Below are 18,266 nucleotides of genomic sequence, written 5' to 3' on the forward strand. Positions count from 1 at the left end.
AGCAGCAGCCTTCAGTCAATCCATTCAGACGGGATACCGATTGATTGCTCAATGACAGGGTGATAGATGGAGCTTGTGTGGGGCACCAAGGATTTCGTAATCGCCGGACAACCTTACCAAGGGTTTCCTATCCTGCTGTGGGACTCGATGGAGAGTTGCAGCCAGGCCAATCAGTTCTTCCGCTTCTACCTCCTTCGCGGGGACATCGGTTCAAAGCAATCCTGGCCTAGCACTGGACGGGCACTGTACGATTTCTTCAGCTTCCTGCAAGCCCATGATCTTGATTGGCGGGACGTAGATCGCGGAGAGGCCAAGAGCCTTGTGGCTGCCTACCGAGACTACTGCTTGGTGACGTGCGGACTGGCTCGCAACACTACTCGCCAGCGTCTGACGTACATCTGCAAGTTCTACGAATTCGCCTTGGATAAAGGCTGGGTGAAGCGCTTACCTTTCGGTCGCGAAGAGCGCACCGTGAAGCGTGAAACAGGCTTCCTTGAGCATGTTGATGCCAGCGGAGGCAAAGCGCTGGTGAACGACGTGATGCCACGACGTCACAAGCCCCTACCCAAGCTCCTGAGCATGGCCCAGGCCAAGTCACTTCTGGCAGCAACGGAGAATTCACATCATCGGATCATGATTCAGCTGGCGCTGCGCACAGGTCTGCGTCGTAACGAACTGGCGACTTTCCCAGTGGCGTACGTTTTCGACCCGGACAAGGCTGGACGAACCGAACGCAATCTTCGCATCCGACTGGATCCTTTCGACGGCAGCGGGATGGAGACCAAGGGTAGCAAGGTGCGAGATATCTGGGTCAGTCGCAAGTTCATGGCCGAACTATACCGTTACGTGTCCAAGGTGCGCGGCGAGCGGACGTCTCTGGGTAAGGATCAGAGGGCACTCCTCCTCAACCATCTCGGAGAAACCTATGGCAGTGCCGGCAAGAGCCTGAACCGGATTATCAGCGAGACCGGAAAGCTTGCAGGAATCGAAGTCCATACGCACATGCTGCGTCACACCTACGCCACTCACACTCTGGTCAACCTTCAGCGCAACCCACAGAACGGACTTGATCCCCTGGTGTTCCTGCAACGTCAACTTGGCCACAGTTCAATTCAGACAACTATGGTGTACCTGCACCTGATCAACGAAATGGCCGATGAGGCCGTGCTTGCCTATGACGACGAGTTGAATGAGATGGCAGGAGCAGCCTGATGGGGAAGCGCAAGGTATTTACCAAGACTGATCTCAGCGTTCCGCAGGTCGAGCACAACCTAGACACGGCCGGCAACGTCGTTATCTTGCCTGAGGTCGTCCCTCCAAAGAATACTGTGGTCAATTTCGGGCGTAACTCGACTAACTACCGAAGCTATGATTTCGCACGATGGTATGGAGCTGGGATTGATGCCATTACTTACGCCTGCCAGCGTCAAATTGAGCGGTTCCTAGCGGGGCAAGATGGCAACCTGTCGGTTGCTACCGTGGTGGGCTGTTGTAACACTGGGCTACGGTATTTCCTCGACTACTGCATGCTCCAGGCGACGGTTTTTGAGCGTGACTTGACGCTGACGGATGTGAACCGAGAGCTGATAGATGGTTATCTCAGCCACCTATCTCGACTGGGTACAGCGACGATCAACCAGAGAAACTGTTATTCAAAAAACAAGTCGGTGCTTGTTGCCCTTGGTCAGCGCGGCCTTTTCCCTTTGATCACCTCTGGCGATACGGCCACCTTCCCTCGTAATCCATTTCCAAACATCAACCGCAAGATTAAGGGCGAGACAGCGTTATCAAAGCGCGAGCGGCAAGAATTTGCGGCGGCGTTGCGGCAAGCCATCAAGCCGATATGGATTGATGGCACGCCTATGCCCAACTACATGTTGGTGTATGCGCTGTTGATCATAGCTCTGCACACCGGACGCAATACCATTCCCTTACTGGAAATGGGCCGCAATTGCTTGCGCCCTCATCCCAAAGACGACACCGTCTTCCTGGTGTTGTGGAAGCGGCGTGGCTACAACTTCAGCAAAGTAGCTTTGCGGGCTGAGTCGAAAGCTGAGCGTATGCTGGAATCCATGCCCAGCGTCAGAGTTAACGTGGAGCGTCTGATCCGTCGGGTGATGGTCTTAACTGAACCTTTGGATTCTGAAGCCCCGGACGACATCAAAGGCCGTATTTGGCTGTACCGCAGCCGGGCCAAAAGCTCAGAAGGCCAAGTCCTAGCGCTCCAAGTTCGACAATTGGATATAGGGATAAGTCGTCTTGTCACTGAATACGGCCTGAAGGATAGCGAAGGAAAACCACTGCGCATCAACATTTCCCGTTTGCGAAAAACCTTTGCAAACCGCATCTTTGATCTAACAGATGGAGATCTTGCGACCACCGCTGCTGCTCTGGGTAACACTCAACGGGTAGCCGACAAAAACTACCTAGCGCCCAGCGAGGATGCCCGTCGAAATTGGCGGTTCATGGGGGAAATGCTGGTGCAGGAACTGATAACAGTGACCATCGGCACCACCTACAAAGATACTCCTCTGGGTCGTTGTAGCGACCCAGTAAATGGTCAGTTCGCCCCAAAGCGCGAGGGCGTAACCTGCATGAACTTCATGAACTGCCTGCGCTGTAAGCACTACGCAGTAACCGCCGAAGACCTGTACAAGCTCTTCAGCTTCTATTTTCGCGTGCTGACTGAACGCTCCCGTATGGACAAGCGCCGCTGGGCAAGGGAGTACGCACATGTCCCTCGTCTCATCGACCATTACATCATTGCAGAGGGACTGCGCCGTGGCGCTTTCAAGGCTGCGGCTGTTGACGCTGCTCGTGAGCGCGCCCGTACTGAACCACACCCATTCTGGTCAGTTGACCTCATCTCCAGCCTGGAGGTCTTATCATGAGTGACAGCATTTCGGAAAAACTGCCTTGGGCGCTCATCACCACTCAGCCTGACGATGTACGGGAGCTTTCCGACGCAGAGCGCGACAAGCTGATCATCGCCGCAACTCAAGTCGATGGACAATGGGTGATCCTAAGCTGCTATGGCGATGACATATGGCAACTCGAAGGCTTGCCGAGCAATGTTCCGCTAAACAAGAGACAGATGAACTTCGGAACTATGCCGCCGCCATTTCGAGCGGTAATGAAGGCGATATTATATCGCTATATGAAACGAGGTCGTAGCGGTACGGATCGACCCAGAGGGGCGACTATTCGTGAATTCTTTAATGCTGCATTACCATTCTTGCGGCACCTAGAGAAGCTTAAGATTGAGCGTTTAGGTGCAGTAACATCTATGATCGCAGCAACCTATGTGGCGGCCTGCAAGGCTCATAGACACGCCAGATCTAGTAAGCCGCTTACGATAGAAACGTTACGTGGGCGTTACCATGCGGTAGAGGCGATATATGAGCTAAGCCACTACACCGGTGAACAGATGCAGCATCCATGGCCTGGCACGTCTGCACAGGCAATGGCAGGAACTATGGGTATGGTCAGTGGGGGCAAAACGCCTCTAATCCCCGATGACGCGTTCTGCACCTTGTTCGAGCATGCCCATCAACAGGTGGAGCGTGGCAATCTATTGCTCGACCTACGTGATGATTTGGACGCTATCGAATCCAGGCATAAACACCTAACTGCCAAAGGTATAGTTTGGAATAAAAATCGATTTTTGGATGACATGGGCTGGGAGGGAGGACTGAGAACATTCAGCAAGTCGCTGGTAACCCTTCGCACGGCCTGTTACATAGTCTTAGCGAGTACCTCAGGCTGTCGTAATCACGAACTGGCCAACTTACAGTCGGGAGCGCACCGCCGCACTGAGGACGACAATGGCATCATTTATCACTGGATGCGTTCTGAGTCTGAAAAGACCGATGAAGGAATCCATGACTGGATGATCCCGGAGGCCGCAGTGCGTGCTCTGCGCATCATGGAGCGCTGGTCTGCCACCTATCAAGCGATGATCGCCGACGAAATCATCCAGCGACGTCGCGTAAACCCGCACGACCCCCAAATCGCAGAAGCTTACCAACATCGCCACGCCCTCTTTTTGGGCATGGATTTAAAAGAGCATAACCGAGTTCGCACGCTTTCCCATGATACTTGGCACACCAAACTCAAGGAGTTTACGAAAGATTGTGGGTTGACCTGGAAACTCGCCAGCCATCAATTTCGACGCAAATTCGCTAACTACGCGGCACACAGTCGCTTTGGCGACCTGCGCTACCTCAAGGAACATTACGCTCACTGGTCTCTGGACATGACATTGGGTTACGCCATGGATGACGGCTGGGGTCAGCATCTGGATCTTGACCTGTACATGGAAATCCGAGGGGAGTTGGAAGATATCAAGCTCGGCGTCGTCGACAACTGGATGGGAGATGAATCTCTAGCCGGGGGCTACGGGCGCGCCATCAAGGGATGGCAACGAGAACCGGAAAACCTGCTGATCTTCAAAGATCGTGCCTCCATGCTGAAGTCCATCTCTGAGAGCACAGCGATCCGCAGCAATGGCCATGCCTGGTGTACGGCAGACAACGACGGTTGTGTCGGCAACACCCTTGAGCGTACCCGTTGCAGTGGTTGCGATCACTCCGTGATCGGGAGTACCCATGGGCCCATCTACCAGAGACTGTACGATGAGCTTAAAGGGCTGCAGCACTGCAAAGACATTGGAGAAGGAGGTCGCCAGCGCGTTATTCGCGACCTGAACCGCTGCCGAGACGTATTGGTTCAGTTGGGCATGCCTTCGGAGGATCTGACCGCTTGAAGAATAAGGACAAAACAGCCAATTACAAGCCTGCCGTGGATCGAGAAAAGGAACTCAAGCTAGCGATCTACCGTATAGAAAAGGGGCGGGCTCATACCCAGGAAATCAAGTTGACCATCGCTGCCGTTGCACGCGAGGCCGGCGTATCTACGGCGTTGATTCACAATCACTACCCAGAAATTGCAGAGACAATACGGCAGAAGCAAGGGCGATCCAGCCGCGCTATGCGGGATGTGAAACATCAAGATCTGATCGTCGAACGGTTAAAGTCAGCAGGCTACCGTCAAGAAATTGAGGCCCTGCGGGCGAAGCTCGCCAGCATCGCATCCATCAATGAGGTACTGCTGGACGAGAACCAGGCGCTCAGGGCTAAGCTGAAAGCAAAAAATGTGGTTGAACTGGCTTCCTCAGTGCCGCGCAGTGAATCGCCCCTGGTTTCCTAGACACCTCCAAGCTTCATAATGAGGCCCAAATAGGAGGTGCCATGGGTTGTCAGCGTTACCCTGAAGAATTCAAGATCGAAGCGGTCAAGCAAGTGACCGAGAAAGGCAATCTGTCGCCGATGCACCCCAGCGCTAGTCTCGCCTTTTGGCTATTTGTGTCTGATGCGCCCGGCATTGGCCAGATGATGGATGTAGGGCGTAAGACTCTCTACATACGCTTCAATAAATTCGTGAGGGTCTACGTGGTCGCTACCTGCGAAACGACGCTCCATCGCCTTCCTCGAGTTGGCAAAAACCTCTTCTAGATGCTGCTCCTGCTGCCGCTGAATCTCATGAGGAAGGACAGCGTGCAGGCAGTCCAAAGCTACCTGCGAATCGTAGAACTGATACTCATAGATTTTTCTAACCTCTAATTCGTCAAAACCCAAGTCGAAATCGACAGAGAATTCCTGACCTTTAGTTGGGTCTATCGCATACGAATGCTTAAAATCATCACCCTCATAATCTGCGCTCAATGAAATAACGATTCGGACGATGCCAAAATATTCCAGATACGCTTGAACCGTCCGCGCGGCCTTGTTGCCCCTCACGCAGATGCAGTGAACGGGCACACCGACTGGCCGGTTGATGAGCAGGTCATGGTGGTAGTAGTGGCCGTAGCACGGTTCACCATCATTGAAGATATAGGCGTTCGCTCGCTCGCAGATCTTGGGGTTGATACCGTTCGCAGACAACAGAGCTAGGGCCGTTTTCACGAACGACTTGCCAACGCTCAGGCCGCCGAAGCTGAATTCGAAGTGGAAATACCCATCAGGGTATTTGGGCTGTGCTGCCGCGCTGGCCAAGGTTTTCTCGACATCCAGCGTGGGATAGGTGCGTTTCAAGCCAGTCACGATCTGACGGGCTTGCTTCATGTCATTGGCGCTGATTTGAAAATGAACGCCATCTTCCTTTACTTCCTTCTTGATCTCTGGCGCGAAGAATTTCAACGAATTCTTATCGTAGATCAGCTTTTCGCCAGCAGTCGTCTCAATGACCTCAGCACGGTTCTCGCCTCTGTCACGCACGACACGGAAGAACAAGGCCAGCATGTTTAATTGCTTGGCTAAATCGGTATCCCAAGTCTCCCCGGCCTTACCATTGCACACACGACAGATGAAGCCTTTAACCTCACGTATCCCGCCAATTGAGTTAGGGATGATGTGTTCGCCAGAATCGTTTTGAGGCGTCAGAGTCTCACTGCACAGGTAGCAATCCATACTTCCTACTCCTAACGGCTCACCGGACTTCGAAGCCCTCGGAGCCTTTTTCACAAGGGTGTTGAACATGGTACTCATGCTACTTCCAATCTCGTTAACTGTCCGGCGAACTTACTTCCTAGCGTAACCCGCTACCTAGCCAAAAGGCGCGATTCAAACGTTTGGCTGAATCTGTCACCAGTCAGTGAAGTTGAGGACGTTGGCTTTCCGAATCAGATCGAAATGCTCAGTACGCAGTATCCTTTCCCAAAATCGCTCACGCTGCGTTCGAGTACCAGCCCCACGCCATTCCACTACCCTGATTGCTGCCGTTCGGGCATAGGCCGCAAGCACCTCATTGAGGTGAACATCGCCGCCCGAGTACCCAAACACAATTATTTCCTCCACTTCATGGCAGCAACCGTGGAGGTAATCCCAATAAGTTGAAAGGACTTCGGAGGCGTCAATAACGGATCGTTTATGGTAACGTGCGTCAAGACGATGTGGTTTGATATCTCCGCCGAATTCATGGTTAACATGTCCCGCGTCATCTTACGAGCAGCACCGCGCCTGTCATCATAAAAAAGAGGAGATCCATGCAGGTGCAGGTAATACCCGAAATCATTTCCGTATCGACGCTCAAGCGTTTCCGCTCCGAATCCACCGTTTATCATGCCATCGACCAGGTGGCCCCTGTAACCGCCGTCCATAAAACCGGCGTCGATAAGGGCTCCATAGAGAAGCCGGTCGTAATTTAAGGTCGCGATATTCGATTTAGTATCGCGAATGAAATCGAAAAGCGGATCAAGAAAAGTATCGGGTAGTGATGCGTCGTATAAGTGCAGATTGGACGCGACTCTGTGTATGTACTTCGCTACGGCTGTCGGAAACTCCTGGCCTTCGGCGGACAACCAATGAACGTCCTCATCGCCAATTCTGTTCAGCATATTGCACGCCGCGACGACGACGTGGAGGGTGTCGAGCTGTTCCTCGCCCTGAGGCGCCTCACCGTTATTATCGACACAGCGACCTACCAATGTTTTTTGATAGGCCGGTAGGTGACGCGGATGGTCCCACACATCCTCTGGGTAATTGCACCGACTTGACCAGCTGTTTGCATAGGACCTGACCAGCTATTTGCATGGGACTTGACCAGTTGAGCTTCTAACCGTAATCGACCAGTAATGGCTACCAGCTGCATTCCCCACGCGGCGTCATATTCTTCAGCAGCTCAACCCATGTGGTACTCAAGGTAAGCGGCTGCAGGAGTTACGCCCGCTGGCATACTTCGCTATATGGATGCGGAACCGGTCACAGGCGCGATGGCTGAGCCGTGGAAGCCACAACATCAGATTGGACGTGAGCTGGGAGAGCAGCGTGCCGATTGATGAGCAGGTCAATTGAGTGATCTATAAAGGAATGTTCACATCATTCGTGAGCGCCTTGAGTTGCTCGATGAGGAGGCTTGCCTGAAACGATACGAAACCTTTATCACTGACTGATCAACAGGCACGTTACACAGCCGCATCCAGCGGCCCGGCGCTCCATGCTCATGTCGCCAACTATCTGTTCAAAACTGAACGCCGGATCATTGATGTGGTGCCTTTACAGGCTGACCGTACGGCCGGAGTCGATAGCGCAATGATTAGGATCGCGAGGTTCGAAGCGCGGTTCGACATCAAGCTGGAACTCTTCCGCGCAGAGGCAAGTTCACATCAACGACCCGGTGGTGTTTCTCCTTCTTCAAAAGTGGTAACAGACATGATCTGTCGGTACAACAAAAAGTCATCGGGACAGATGATTTCGTATTCGCCGCTCTCTTTCAGCCAGAACTGAGCCACCCTTTCATGGTTGAAAACTGACGGGGCGAGAGGTTTCTTTGCATAAGGGTTATGAAATACATACAAGCCATCAAGAAGATGCTCTTCGTATCGATTCGACGGTTGCTGTCGACGTTCAGGGTGGATGCTTCCTTCGATGGGATGCAGTGTAGTGAACACTGCCGGGATCCCTGTGTTTTTTGCGAGAGCCCGGATCTTCCCCCATGTGGCAACTGGCGAAAAGATGACCGCACTAATGTCTGCGTGGCTATCGTCTAAAAAAATGCCCATCGGGACCGTGCTGCCATTGGGCTTGATCGCCCCCTGGACATGATATTGACCCAAATGCTGCTTCCCATCCTCCTCGTAGATGTCGGACTCATCAATGTAGTGGCCATACAGCGCGGCCATGATCGGCCGGTTTACCGCCATGTGGGCATATGGGCGGTCAAACGCGGCTAGGCCGATAACGAATGGCAAGTCTTGAGACTGAGGCAATTTAGAGTAGCGGCTCTTGTATTTCTCGTGCTTTGCCGAAATGCTGTTGCAGAGCCTCAGTGCTGCTTCGTGGTTTAGCTCCCCGAAATCTTTCGGTATTGCTTCCAGGGCATCAAATCCAAAAGCTGGCTGTCCGTTGAGGGCAGGCTTGGCGATTGTCGCTTCGATGGCTAAAGGAATCGGGCCGGTGACGACGAAATCTGGGGCGTGGAAACTCATGTCCGTGGTGCAGCCTAGCTCCTTCAAAACGGCGTGCAGGTATAACTCCCACATCGCTGCTTCGAATGTGAGTTGAAATTCGTCGACAAACTTGCCATCACGATCCGTGAATCCTTCGGCCCACCTGTTGAGAACCTCCCGCTCTGGCGCATGACGGTGCCTCGATATCAGCGTAAATATCGGGTGGAGCCGATCCTTGCTGAATTTTGCCTCGAAAAGATTGAGCATTTGTCCTACGACCCCCGATGAACGAAGACAACGTCAGTCACGTATTTTAGGCTAGATGATCTGCGGAGCCCGCTTTTTCGTGATTTTTGGGGTGATAAAAGCGATCGAAGACCATCCTTTCCTGATGGAAATGCTGGGTCATAATCTTTCACTCATGGTTAAAATCGTATCGGTGATCCACAACTACTATCCAAACATTGCCGAGGCTATCCGCGAAACTCAGGGGCGCTCCAGTCGCGCGATGCGAGATTTGAAGCGACAAGACTTGATGGCCGAACGAAAGAAGTCCGCTGCCTACGAACTGCGAGCGAAGGTCGCCAGTCTCGCTTCAGTCAACGAGGTGTTACTGGACGAGAACCGTGTCCTCAAGGCTAAGATAAGCGACCATAAGGTGGTCGCACTGGCTTCAAGGAAGTCGCACGCATAGGTCGACCTCACAGGTGTGTAACTGCATCCGTCTGGCCACTATTTGTTGCGAGTTATTCGAACCTTCAAATAGGCAGCGTTATACAGGTAACGACGACTGGCCTACAGCCAGTATCTGGGCTGAGTGTTGGGGGGGGCAGTTTTCAATCAGCGCCAACAATCCGTCCGAAATAGCGGCCGCTGCGCTGTTTCTAGCTTCGGAAAGACAGCAGCTTCGTCAACGGAAGCGAACTGTTCGTCGACGGCGGCGCCACACAAATCTAAAGGTTATGCGTCACTGAACCCTATGCGCATCCGCAAGCTCGGATGCAGCTTCGGGCCCTAATTCGTCGGCGATAATACGTGAGGCATCCTGGACGAATGACTCCGCATTTGCTCCGCTAATATCATCTGGTGTACTAGTGTGCGACTCCAATCCTGGCTCATCCCACCGCGGACCGAAGCGATAAACGGCGTAGTACATTACAGTGGCCTGGACTTTGCCAACGCCGCTGCAGCGCATCGCGTCGTGGAACATGAGGTGTGTTTCGCGCCAACTGCGGGCCTTGGTGATGCAAAAATGGTCGTGAACGATCGAAGCAGCGCGATATTTGCCCTCGAATGGCCCGCCGATGAACGTCCAGAAGATGCGGGGAATAGATGCACCGTCGAGCCAAGCGTTGACAGGTACCGGCCAGTTCACTGTCTTGGGGCTGTGATAGGTGATCGCGCGCAGTAGTCGTGCGCTGCGGCCATTGTCGTCCAGTTCGATCTGTGCGGGTATCCCGTCATAGCTACCGTAGCCGACAAACGCCTCGAGCCCCCCTTCGGACTGTTTGGCAAGTAGGCTGCCGACGTAGCCGACGGCTACGTCGAAATCCGTGAAGGGCTGGGTTGGTTTCGTGTTCATGATCGCAAGTCCATTTCGTTGAAATCGGCAGGTAACAGGTAGGAAGACCGTATTACTTCGGTCCAGTCCTGACCCTGAGTTCTTCATTCAGGATATTCTTGTTCAGCGCGTCCAGCCGGGCCTGTAGCGCATGTTTGTCTGCCTCCGCAGCCGATCCGACCTGCTTCTGCAAATCCACCGCCTGCCCGCGATACTTCATGTCACTGGCGAGTTTCATCGCATCGATCAGTGACGTGGACAAGACTTCGGCGCCGTCACGCAAGTTGAAAAATTGCTTCATTATACCGGCCGTGGCGACGGCGTTAGCGAAGGACTCGAGACTCTTACGCACCGCGCCGTCGAGGCTGATTACTACATAGGGCTCGTCGCCGTCATAGACCGTGCCGTTACGGTTGAGCAGGCCGCGTGCCGGGTCGTAGGTCATTGCGCTGGCATCGAAATGGCACAGGACGCGGAAGTCTGCCGCCGGTACTGGGACGCCGGGCAAGTTGAAGTCGAAACTGTCCGTGACCGAGAAGGAAGCGTTGCCGTCGACCAAACCATCGGCGAAGCTTGCGCCCAGCTTGACCAGGCTGCTTGCGGCCAGCAGGTAGCCAGCTGCGGGCATGAGCAGTGGAATACCGGCTGCGGTGGCAAGCCCCTTCGAGACTACGTCGAACAGGCCCTCATCGAATTTGTCAAAAGCGATCTCGACAGTGAAATGGAAAGAGTCGGTCAGCACGGCCGGCGAATAGGCCACCACATTGGTACCGTCGGTGAATGCAGGCGGCACCTTAAACCGGGTGCGGGGCTCAACCTCTCTCAACAGGAAGTTCACCGCGCGGGTCGTCGCAGCAAAGACGGAATAGTCTTTGAGCCCCGTGACCACTGCCATGGGCTTGGTGCTGCTGCCGAGAAAGCCCCGAGTCGGATAGCGACCCGTATAGATTTCGCGGATGAGTATAGTCAACGGCTTGCCAAGGCCAATAGGCTCGAACCGCGTGGCGGCGGCGCTCGGCGTAGTTTCGAGCGCTGAAGTTGCACCGAACGCGACGTCGGCGCCGACATTCGTCAGAAAATCTTTCAGTTCCAGTTTGCTATTGGCAGCTTCGACTAAGGTTTCTGCATATTCTTTGTTGCTTAATAGCTTATCGCCATATATTCGGTAGACGCTCATTGCGAATGTCCCTGGCTTTGTCAATAGTTGTACGAGTATTGATGCGGGTTTTAATGAAAGCAATTAATCACAAGAAATAGCTAACTCATTACAAGGATGCGGCGGTGACTGACGATCAGGAAACTATCCATCGGATCGGGGAAATCCCGGAGGTCGAGAAAGCGCAAGCTATTGGCTCGGCCGATAATAAAGGCGACATGCACAATGACCCCGACGCGCCACCGATTTCGAGGGGCGGGCTGGAGGCGGGTGTGAAGAGTTGGCGCGTCGCGCGTTCGCTCGATACGCTTTTAAAGCAGATTAATGAGTGGGCGCCCCGTCGAAGCAAGTCGAGCGATGGCGCGATTGGCGATGCCGCCCATGCGTCGGGCAGTTCGGATCACAACCCTTGGATCGTCGACAGCGGCGTCGGCGTGGTTACCGCGCGCGACTTTACTCACGATCCGGCACATGGCTGCGACTGCAATGAGCTCTCGGATCTGCTGCGCGCCAGCCGCGACCCGCGAATCAAGTACATGATCTGGAACCGGCGAATCTGCGCCTCCGAGGCGAAGGGTGGACAACCGCCATGGGCATGGCGGCCCTATACCGGCGCCAATCCGCATGACCACCACATCCATGTGTCGGTGATGCCAACTAAAATGCACTACGATTCGACCAACGCTTGGTTGTTACCGTCCAAGGTGCCGACAGCTGCGGCCCAAGCGTTGACACAATCTGGTGCAGTTAACAACGACGGTGACCCTGAAGGTACTCGTCGCCGCTAGTGATATTGCTATCCAGGAGGGGCTATGCGGCTTGAACATCCGATGCTGGGCATGTTTTTAAAAGCGCTGGACGACAGTTTCACTCAGCCAGACATGGAATCCTTGCTCCTGCACCGATTCGGCTTCCCCTATCAGAGGCTCACCAATGCACAGTTGCACTGGCAAACGCAGATTATCAACGTTAATCAATATTTCCAGCAACGGAACATTACCGAGCAACTGGTTGCGGCAGCGCGGGATGCGCGACCAAGCGTGGTGGAGTTCGACCTGATTGCCGACAGCATGGGCTTTGTCATAACGCCGGCAAACGCGGAATTGGAAGTCCTGATTCGACCGGAGTCGCCTTATCAGGACGTCGACGCCTTCCGCTGCAAGCTGGCGTCCCTTCAAGCGGCGATTTGCCAAGTCGACACGGGAACTGAGTTCGGCACCGGAACCCTGATCGCCGAAGATCTAGTAATAACCAATCATCACGTAATAGCCTCCAAACTGGGCACCGACGGCAAATTGACCGGCCCGGTGACGTGCCGGTTCGACTACAAGACCAACGGCGCTGGTTATACGACGCCCGCGCTGAACGTAATAGCCAGAACCCTCCTCGCCTCCAGTCCCCACGCCGCAGCAGATCTGGTCGTCGGCCCCATGGCCAGCGATTTTGGTGCGCTCGATTATGCGATCCTCAAGCTTGATGGGAAGCTGGCGAGCGAGCCCCTCGTACCGGGCGGCGATCCGCGTGGTCGGGTCGACATCTCGGGCCCCTCCGCCATCACGAGAAATACCGGCGTGCTGGTGCTTCAGCACCCCGGCGGCCAACCAATGAAGATCGACCTCGGGTCCGTGCTCGACCTCGGCGCAACGCGCTTTCGCCATAGCGTAAATACCGAGCACGGCTCTTCTGGTGCACCTGTATTCGATGGAGCACTGCGTCTGATCGGCATCCATCATGCTGGTCAGAGCGACGGGACAGCGAGCCTGCCGTACAATGAAGGGGTTCCATTGGGCGCAATCCTCGCCGATGCGCGCTTGAAGAATGTGGAGGTGTGAGATGGACTTGCTGCCCGCCGAACGCGAAGCACTGGTTGCCGTGCTACTCCGATTCGATCAGACGCGTTTCGATGCTTTTCTGGTGCTCAATGGCGGCCCGAGAATCGCCGATTTCTGCGCAATTACGCTGCCGATCGAGTCGGTCGTTGCCGAATTCATAGGCTGGATCAAGCGCGATGGGCGGGGGCTTCTAGGGTTGCTGAAAGCATTGATCGTACAGGCTGGACAAAGTTCGGAGGTCGTCGTGCTGAAAGAAGCCACAGCACGAATTGCCGCCGCTCAGGTCGCGATCGAGCGATTAGGTTGTCCTTCAGATGCGCGGCTCGTGGAAGGCCTGCCGATTGTCAATCGGAGCGTGCTCCGTCGATACTTGAAGGACGCCATGAACCATGCGAATTTGGCGTGGACCAGTGTCCGCATCATTAAGGTAGCTGGCGGGCGCGGGTCGGGACGCAGCCACAGCTGGTACCTGATCAAACATGTAGCGAAGAATACAGGGGGCGCCGAGGCGCTTAAGTTTGACCTGGTGAGCGCTACGCTTGCAAATCAAACGCTCGATGTCCTGTTCAATACGCTGGTACGGAATTTAAAGATCACCGATGCCATGAAGCCGACAACAGACGGGGTCACCTCGGAAACGTTGGCTGCTCGCTTCGCCGAAGAGCTCGCTGGCTGTCTTGCTCGAGCTGCACACAGTTGGAGCAAACCCTACTGGTTGGTCTTCGACAGCCTCGACCGCGATCTGCGACCCGAGGTGAAAAGGTTCGTGTCGCTTTTGTGCCGGGAGCGGCTGGATGGTACGTTCGACAACTGTGTGATCTTCCTGCTCGGGCCGGACGCGATAACAGAGCCGGAGGATCCCGGCCGCACGACACAAGAAGAGCTGCTTACGCCGTTTAGCGACAGCGAAATCCGCGACGCGGCCATCGAACTGAACAAGCTGGGGCGCAGAACTCTTCAGCAGGTCGATCTCGACCAGCGCATCGGTGCCGCGCAAGCGCTCGCGCATCAATTTAGTGGCCCTGACCTTTGTCGCGAGGTGTTCGCCAAACTCGTCGATTTGCGGATCGAGGTGGGAGCATGAAAGAGCTGGATGCGGCAATCAGAAATACGGCTGACCCCACTCGCGAACTTTGGGCAGCGGCGGCGGTGCGCGAGAGCTTCCGCGCTGGCGACCTGTTGGCGCTATGGTTCAACAAGCACGACGAAGCTGACGCGAAATTGCGCCAGGCAGCACTGATGACCTCACTTGCGATCCAGGATGCCGCCACGCCCGCGTTTACCAGCGACGGTGCCGATGCGCTCCGCCTTCCGAGCCAGCTACGCAAACGCGCACTGGAAGGCTTGGGCGTGAAACTTGCTCAGACAGCGCTGCACGCCGTCTCTGAGACTGGCCTCACGCCGTTCGAGCGAATGCTGCGCGCGATGCTCGACGGCGAGCAAATGGCGGTCGACATGCATGACCGAGGGCAGTTGACAGCTCTGCGCGTGGCTACCGGCTGTGCAGTAGCCGCAGGCGCGCGCCCAGGCATTACTGAAGCGGAGTTGGACAGCAAGGTTCAGCGGCTCGATCTCATGCTCGCCTTGGGCGGGGCCGACCTGCATCGCTTCGTCGGGCGGGAGACGGACCTCCAGATTCTGCACCAGCTCTGGTGGAATCAAGCCAGAGGCGTCGCGATCGAAGGGCCTGGCGGTACGGGCAAGTCATTGCTGGTTAGCCGTTTTGTCAGCGACTTGCTCGATAGCGAGCCCGACCCATCGTCAAGTTCTGTATGGCCAAGCTTGCGGCGGGCCGTTAATAAGGTTCTTCATCACAAGACAAACCAGCAACTGTCGGCCGTCTTCCATTTCGACTTTGATCGTCGGGATCTCCAAGGCGGTAGCGACTCTTCAAGCCTCGATGCGCTTACGAACGAGTTGATGCGGCAAGCGAGACGTTGGGTTGCGCCGGCGAAGCTCGACAAACTGTTGGACAGTGAGTCAGATTCGTTCAGCTACGGATTAGAATCGCAATCTTACTCTCGTTCGACCCGCAACTTTCGTGGGCGTGGCGGTCAGATCACCGAATTGGCCCATATTTTCAATCGTCAGTCTGCTGAGGCTTCTCCCCGAATACTGCTCATCTTCGACAGCATGGAGCAGATATTGGGTTGGGATGATGAAGCCGCCAACAGCGTTTTCCATATCGCCGAGCAGTTGGAGCAAGGAGGGACGCAACCGTTCATCATCTGTGTATCAAGAAGCTTCCCATCCGTTAGACAGATCGTGGAGAGGCTAACGCTCGTTATTAACCTCGCGCAATTTTCTGACAGCGAGGCCAGAGCTTATCTGACCAATGAGGCGATGAGGTCCGGGATCGTGCTGGACGACACTGCGCTCGATCGAGTGATCGCCACGGTCGGTTGTTCACCACTCGCCCTTCGGCTTGCGATCTCCCTGATGGAAAAGGACAAGGAAGCCTTCGATCCCAAGCATTGGGCGAAGAGTCTTCGCGATGACAAGGAGCGCATACAAGCAAGCCTGTATGATCGGGTCCTGAAGCGAGTCCGCGACAAGGATCTGGCCAAAGTCGCGCGCCCTGGGCTACTCGTCCGGCGCCTGACGTCGGATGTGATCACACGGATATTGGCGGGCCCATGCGAGATTGGTGAATCAGAAGACCTCGCGAAAGAACTGATGTGGAAGGCTAGAAACGAAGGGCAGTTATTCTCGGTGAACCGCGGCGATCCAGACCCCGATGCGCTCTGGCATCGGGCCGACGTCCGCGCATTGATGCTGCCAGATCTGGATACAACGATCGACGAAACGGTTGCCAGACGGATCAATGAAGCCGCAATCGCGTTTTACGCCAAGAACGACGATTTCATTTCACGAACCGAAGAGCTGTACCATCGTCTCAGGCTGGGACAGGGCGCTGCCGAACTCGACGCTCGTTGGATCGCGGTGGCCGGCGCGGCACTACGCAACTCGCTCGAAGAGTTGCCCCCTCAATCCCGCACCTATGTACGCCGGCGTCTTGGCGGCGCTTCGGTGACTGCGGCAAGGGCCGCAGTCACGGCGAGCAGCGCTGACGTCGAGTTGCGCGAGGTCGTACGCCGAGAGCTTCAGGCAGTAGCGGACGGCGCAGACCCCATGAACACACTCGCCAACTTTGGCGTCGACCGCATGCGCGGCAGCCTTGCTGACCTATATGCCGAAGCATTGCTGAGCCGGGGGAGGTTGGCCGACTTGCTGGCGGGTGCCGCGAACCTTATCGCCACGGGCGACGCGCCGCCAGCGGTCCTGGCGTCAGTGTCGAATACCGCAGGTGGTGTGCTCGAAGGACTTGGCCAGCTGCCAGAGGCCTTTGAAAGCTGGCAGGCAGCCATCGATGTTGCGCCAACGAACGATGAGGAATCGATCCACATAGCGGTGGCGGCACGGATCGGGGCGCTTCGCACCGCTCGCAAACAGGACGACATCCGCCATTTCGCAGCGTTCAAAAGCAGCCGCGCGAGGCTGATCGATGAGACTCTGTCCCTCGCCAGAACCATTTTGCCTGGCCTCTCCCGCCGTGCAGTTGAAGCGAGGGAGATGGTAGCCGAGCTTTCCGAACCTGAGTCCGGGCATGTCGTCCCAGAAGAGCTGTTTCGCATATTCGCCGATCTGGTTCGAACTGGCGAGGCCTTCCCCGGCCTGGCTGAGCGTCCCGCTCGGCTAGGTGAAATCGCTCACGGCTTCGGTTTTCAAGCGGCCTCGCTGCGGGAGTTTTCAACCGTTCTGTCGAATCGTATCTATGGCGATGAAAAGGGCCGCGTGATCGAGCTGATGCGGGACGAGGTCGATTGGACCATCGCGCGCGCCGTGGGGCGAACGACTTAAGCACACATAACGGACCGCCGATCCCACTGTGGTCGGCAGCGTTTCGCGAGGTTGTATCGAAGACGACCTCGTTGACCGTTACACCGGCGCTTGTTGCGTATGGGAAGGATCGTGCTGACAGCCTGCCCGTGGGCGATTCCTACTCTGACGGGAATACCAGCACCTGGCTACGAATCCGACGCCCGAGCGCATTCAGGTTCGAGATACCCGTCAAATCAGCAAAGGCTTCGTCGATGCTGTAGGCCTCCACCGCCGACACCATTGACTCGATCAGCGTCATCACGCGCCCACTCATGTCGCCATACAGCGCGTAGTTTGAGGAGAAAGGAACGATGCCGTGGTGCTTGAGCTTGTGCCTGATCTGAAAGTACGGCTCGCCCATTTTCACGAACGGTTTGGCGTCATAGCTGCGGGGATTCACACAACCGTCGTTGTTGCTCAGCACGACGATGGGCACACGCGCTAAATCAGGTCGAAACACACGCGCGCAACTGGCGTAGAAGCTGTTGCAATCAACCAGCGCAAACGCTGGCTCCAGCTGTTTAGCCATGGCTACGCACGCTACTGGTGATCACACCCCAGATGGATAGCTCATCTCCTTCGAGAACGTATCGTGGCGGGTATTTCGGATTCTCTGAGAGCAGGATCATCTGAGTGCCGCGCTTGCACAGCCGCTTGCAAATAGGTTCGTTGTTTAACAATGCGACCACGATGTCGTTGTGGCCAGCCTCCAGCGCACGGTCGACGATCGCCAGGTCACCGTCAAAGATCCCAGCACCCTGCATGCTGTCACCTGCAATAGAGACCACTACATTTCAATCTCAGACGCGTACTTTTCTGCCTTGGAAATCGAAGCTGACTTTTTCAACAGAATCGGCCAGTTTCGGCCTATCACAATCGCTAAAACGCGCC

General features: G+C 55.4%; 14 protein-coding genes and 2 pseudogenes. 9 read left to right on the forward strand and 7 right to left on the reverse strand.

Features of this window, described 5'->3' with window-relative positions:
• Positions 1 to 66 precede the first annotated feature (66 nt).
• Genes ACY4LX_RS22285 through ACY4LX_RS22300 form a run of 4 tightly spaced genes read left to right on the forward strand, consistent with a single transcriptional unit; the run spans position 67 to position 5,208 of the window.
• Positions 67 to 1,212: a tyrosine-type recombinase/integrase gene (locus ACY4LX_RS22285; RefSeq protein WP_463257874.1), complete on the forward strand. Its 1,146-nt coding sequence runs from the start codon at positions 67 to 69 to the stop codon at positions 1,210 to 1,212.
• Entirely contained in the window at positions 1,212 to 2,891 is a 1,680-nt protein-coding gene (locus ACY4LX_RS22290) for a hypothetical protein (RefSeq protein ID WP_463257875.1), read from the forward strand. The genes ACY4LX_RS22285 and ACY4LX_RS22290 overlap by 1 nt, the downstream gene beginning before the upstream one ends.
• Positions 2,888 to 4,765: a site-specific integrase gene (locus ACY4LX_RS22295; protein ID WP_463257876.1), complete on the forward strand. Its 1,878-nt coding sequence runs from the start codon at positions 2,888 to 2,890 to the stop codon at positions 4,763 to 4,765. The genes ACY4LX_RS22290 and ACY4LX_RS22295 overlap by 4 nt, the downstream gene beginning before the upstream one ends.
• Positions 4,762 to 5,208 (forward strand): TetR family transcriptional regulator, encoded by a 447-nt coding sequence (locus ACY4LX_RS22300; RefSeq protein ID WP_463257877.1) that lies wholly within the window; start codon positions 4,762 to 4,764, stop codon positions 5,206 to 5,208. The genes ACY4LX_RS22295 and ACY4LX_RS22300 overlap by 4 nt, the downstream gene beginning before the upstream one ends.
• 149 nt (positions 5,209 to 5,357) lie before the next feature.
• Here ACY4LX_RS22300 and ACY4LX_RS22305 read toward each other — a convergent pair whose 3' ends face one another.
• The 3 genes from ACY4LX_RS22305 to ACY4LX_RS22315 form a co-directional block, all read right to left on the reverse strand.
• Complete coding sequence (locus ACY4LX_RS22305) at positions 5,358 to 6,545, reverse strand: HNH endonuclease (RefSeq protein ID WP_463257878.1); 1,188 nt, start codon at positions 6,543 to 6,545, stop codon at positions 5,358 to 5,360.
• Between the two features lie 296 nt (positions 6,546 to 6,841).
• Entirely contained in the window at positions 6,842 to 7,393 is a 552-nt protein-coding gene (locus ACY4LX_RS22310; RefSeq protein ID WP_463257879.1) for a hypothetical protein, read from the reverse strand.
• Positions 7,394 to 8,161: 768 nt separating this feature from the next.
• Positions 8,162 to 9,211 carry a glycosaminoglycan attachment site gene (locus tag ACY4LX_RS22315; RefSeq protein WP_463257880.1) on the reverse strand — a complete coding sequence of 350 codons (1,050 nt, stop codon included), beginning with the start codon at positions 9,209 to 9,211 and terminating at the stop codon, positions 8,162 to 8,164.
• A gap of 124 nt (positions 9,212 to 9,335) precedes the next feature.
• On the opposite strand from ACY4LX_RS22315, the gene ACY4LX_RS22320 reads away from it, so the two are divergent.
• Positions 9,336 to 9,638: a hypothetical protein gene (locus ACY4LX_RS22320; protein ID WP_463260633.1), complete on the forward strand. Its 303-nt coding sequence runs from the start codon at positions 9,336 to 9,338 to the stop codon at positions 9,636 to 9,638.
• 273 nt (positions 9,639 to 9,911) lie between these two features.
• Here the strand turns inward: ACY4LX_RS22320 and ACY4LX_RS22325 are convergent, their stop codons facing one another.
• Complete coding sequence (locus ACY4LX_RS22325; protein WP_463257881.1) at positions 9,912 to 10,526, reverse strand: DUF1353 domain-containing protein; 615 nt, start codon at positions 10,524 to 10,526, stop codon at positions 9,912 to 9,914.
• Between the two features lie 52 nt (positions 10,527 to 10,578).
• A complete protein-coding gene (locus ACY4LX_RS22330) occupies positions 10,579 to 11,682 on the reverse strand; it encodes a hypothetical protein (RefSeq protein ID WP_463257882.1) in 1,104 nt (367 codons plus the stop codon).
• Positions 11,683 to 11,786: 104 nt separating this feature from the next.
• Between ACY4LX_RS22330 and ACY4LX_RS22335 the strand changes: the two genes are divergently transcribed.
• Genes ACY4LX_RS22335 through ACY4LX_RS22350 form a run of 4 tightly spaced genes read left to right on the forward strand, consistent with a single transcriptional unit; the run spans position 11,787 to position 17,354 of the window.
• Positions 11,787 to 12,449: a hypothetical protein gene (locus ACY4LX_RS22335; RefSeq protein WP_463257883.1), complete on the forward strand. Its 663-nt coding sequence runs from the start codon at positions 11,787 to 11,789 to the stop codon at positions 12,447 to 12,449.
• A 24-nt stretch (positions 12,450 to 12,473) separates the two neighbouring features.
• The gene (locus ACY4LX_RS22340) at positions 12,474 to 13,493 is read left to right on the forward strand and encodes a trypsin-like serine peptidase (protein WP_463257884.1); all 1,020 of its coding nucleotides are present in this window, start codon (positions 12,474 to 12,476) and stop codon (positions 13,491 to 13,493) included.
• A gap of 1 nt (position 13,494) precedes the next feature.
• The gene (locus ACY4LX_RS22345; RefSeq protein WP_463257885.1) at positions 13,495 to 14,577 is read left to right on the forward strand and encodes a hypothetical protein; all 1,083 of its coding nucleotides are present in this window, start codon (positions 13,495 to 13,497) and stop codon (positions 14,575 to 14,577) included.
• Positions 14,574 to 17,354, forward strand: a complete 2,781-nt coding sequence (locus ACY4LX_RS22350; RefSeq protein ID WP_463257886.1) for a hypothetical protein — start codon at positions 14,574 to 14,576, stop codon at positions 17,352 to 17,354. Before ACY4LX_RS22345 ends, ACY4LX_RS22350 begins: the two co-directional genes overlap by 4 nt.
• A gap of 86 nt (positions 17,355 to 17,440) precedes the next feature.
• Here the strand turns inward: ACY4LX_RS22350 and ACY4LX_RS22355 are convergent.
• Positions 17,441 to 17,904 (reverse strand): annotated as a pseudogene (locus ACY4LX_RS22355) (Y-family DNA polymerase); the annotation flags it as partial.
• Positions 17,897 to 18,163: pseudogene (locus ACY4LX_RS22360) on the reverse strand (LexA family protein); the annotation flags it as partial. The pseudogenes ACY4LX_RS22360 and ACY4LX_RS22355, both read right to left, overlap by 8 nt.
• Positions 18,164 to 18,266 lie beyond the last annotated feature (103 nt).

This window comes from Pseudomonas sp. Emmai (assembly GCF_055179735.1).

Bases quoted from the DNA above. Each gene is read 5' to 3' on its own strand.
- ACY4LX_RS22320 (WP_463260633.1), top strand. From the start codon at position 9,336: ATGGAAATGCTGGGTCATAATCTTTCACTCATGGTTAAAATCGTATCG.
- ACY4LX_RS22290 (WP_463257875.1), top strand. From the start codon at position 1,212: ATGGGGAAGCGCAAGGTATTTACCAAGACTGATCTCAGCGTTCCGCAG.
- ACY4LX_RS22285 (WP_463257874.1), top strand. From the start codon at position 67: ATGGAGCTTGTGTGGGGCACCAAGGATTTCGTAATCGCCGGACAACCT.
- ACY4LX_RS22310 (WP_463257879.1), bottom strand. From the start codon at position 7,393: ATGCTGAACAGAATTGGCGATGAGGACGTTCATTGGTTGTCCGCCGAA.
- ACY4LX_RS22315 (WP_463257880.1), bottom strand. From the start codon at position 9,211: ATGCTCAATCTTTTCGAGGCAAAATTCAGCAAGGATCGGCTCCACCCG.
- ACY4LX_RS22350 (WP_463257886.1), top strand. From the start codon at position 14,574: ATGAAAGAGCTGGATGCGGCAATCAGAAATACGGCTGACCCCACTCGC.
- ACY4LX_RS22340 (WP_463257884.1), top strand. From the start codon at position 12,474: ATGCGGCTTGAACATCCGATGCTGGGCATGTTTTTAAAAGCGCTGGAC.
- ACY4LX_RS22325 (WP_463257881.1), bottom strand. From the start codon at position 10,526: ATGAACACGAAACCAACCCAGCCCTTCACGGATTTCGACGTAGCCGTC.
- ACY4LX_RS22305 (WP_463257878.1), bottom strand. From the start codon at position 6,545: ATGAGTACCATGTTCAACACCCTTGTGAAAAAGGCTCCGAGGGCTTCG.
- ACY4LX_RS22330 (WP_463257882.1), bottom strand. From the start codon at position 11,682: ATGAGCGTCTACCGAATATATGGCGATAAGCTATTAAGCAACAAAGAA.
- ACY4LX_RS22345 (WP_463257885.1), top strand. From the start codon at position 13,495: ATGGACTTGCTGCCCGCCGAACGCGAAGCACTGGTTGCCGTGCTACTC.
- ACY4LX_RS22295 (WP_463257876.1), top strand. From the start codon at position 2,888: ATGAGTGACAGCATTTCGGAAAAACTGCCTTGGGCGCTCATCACCACT.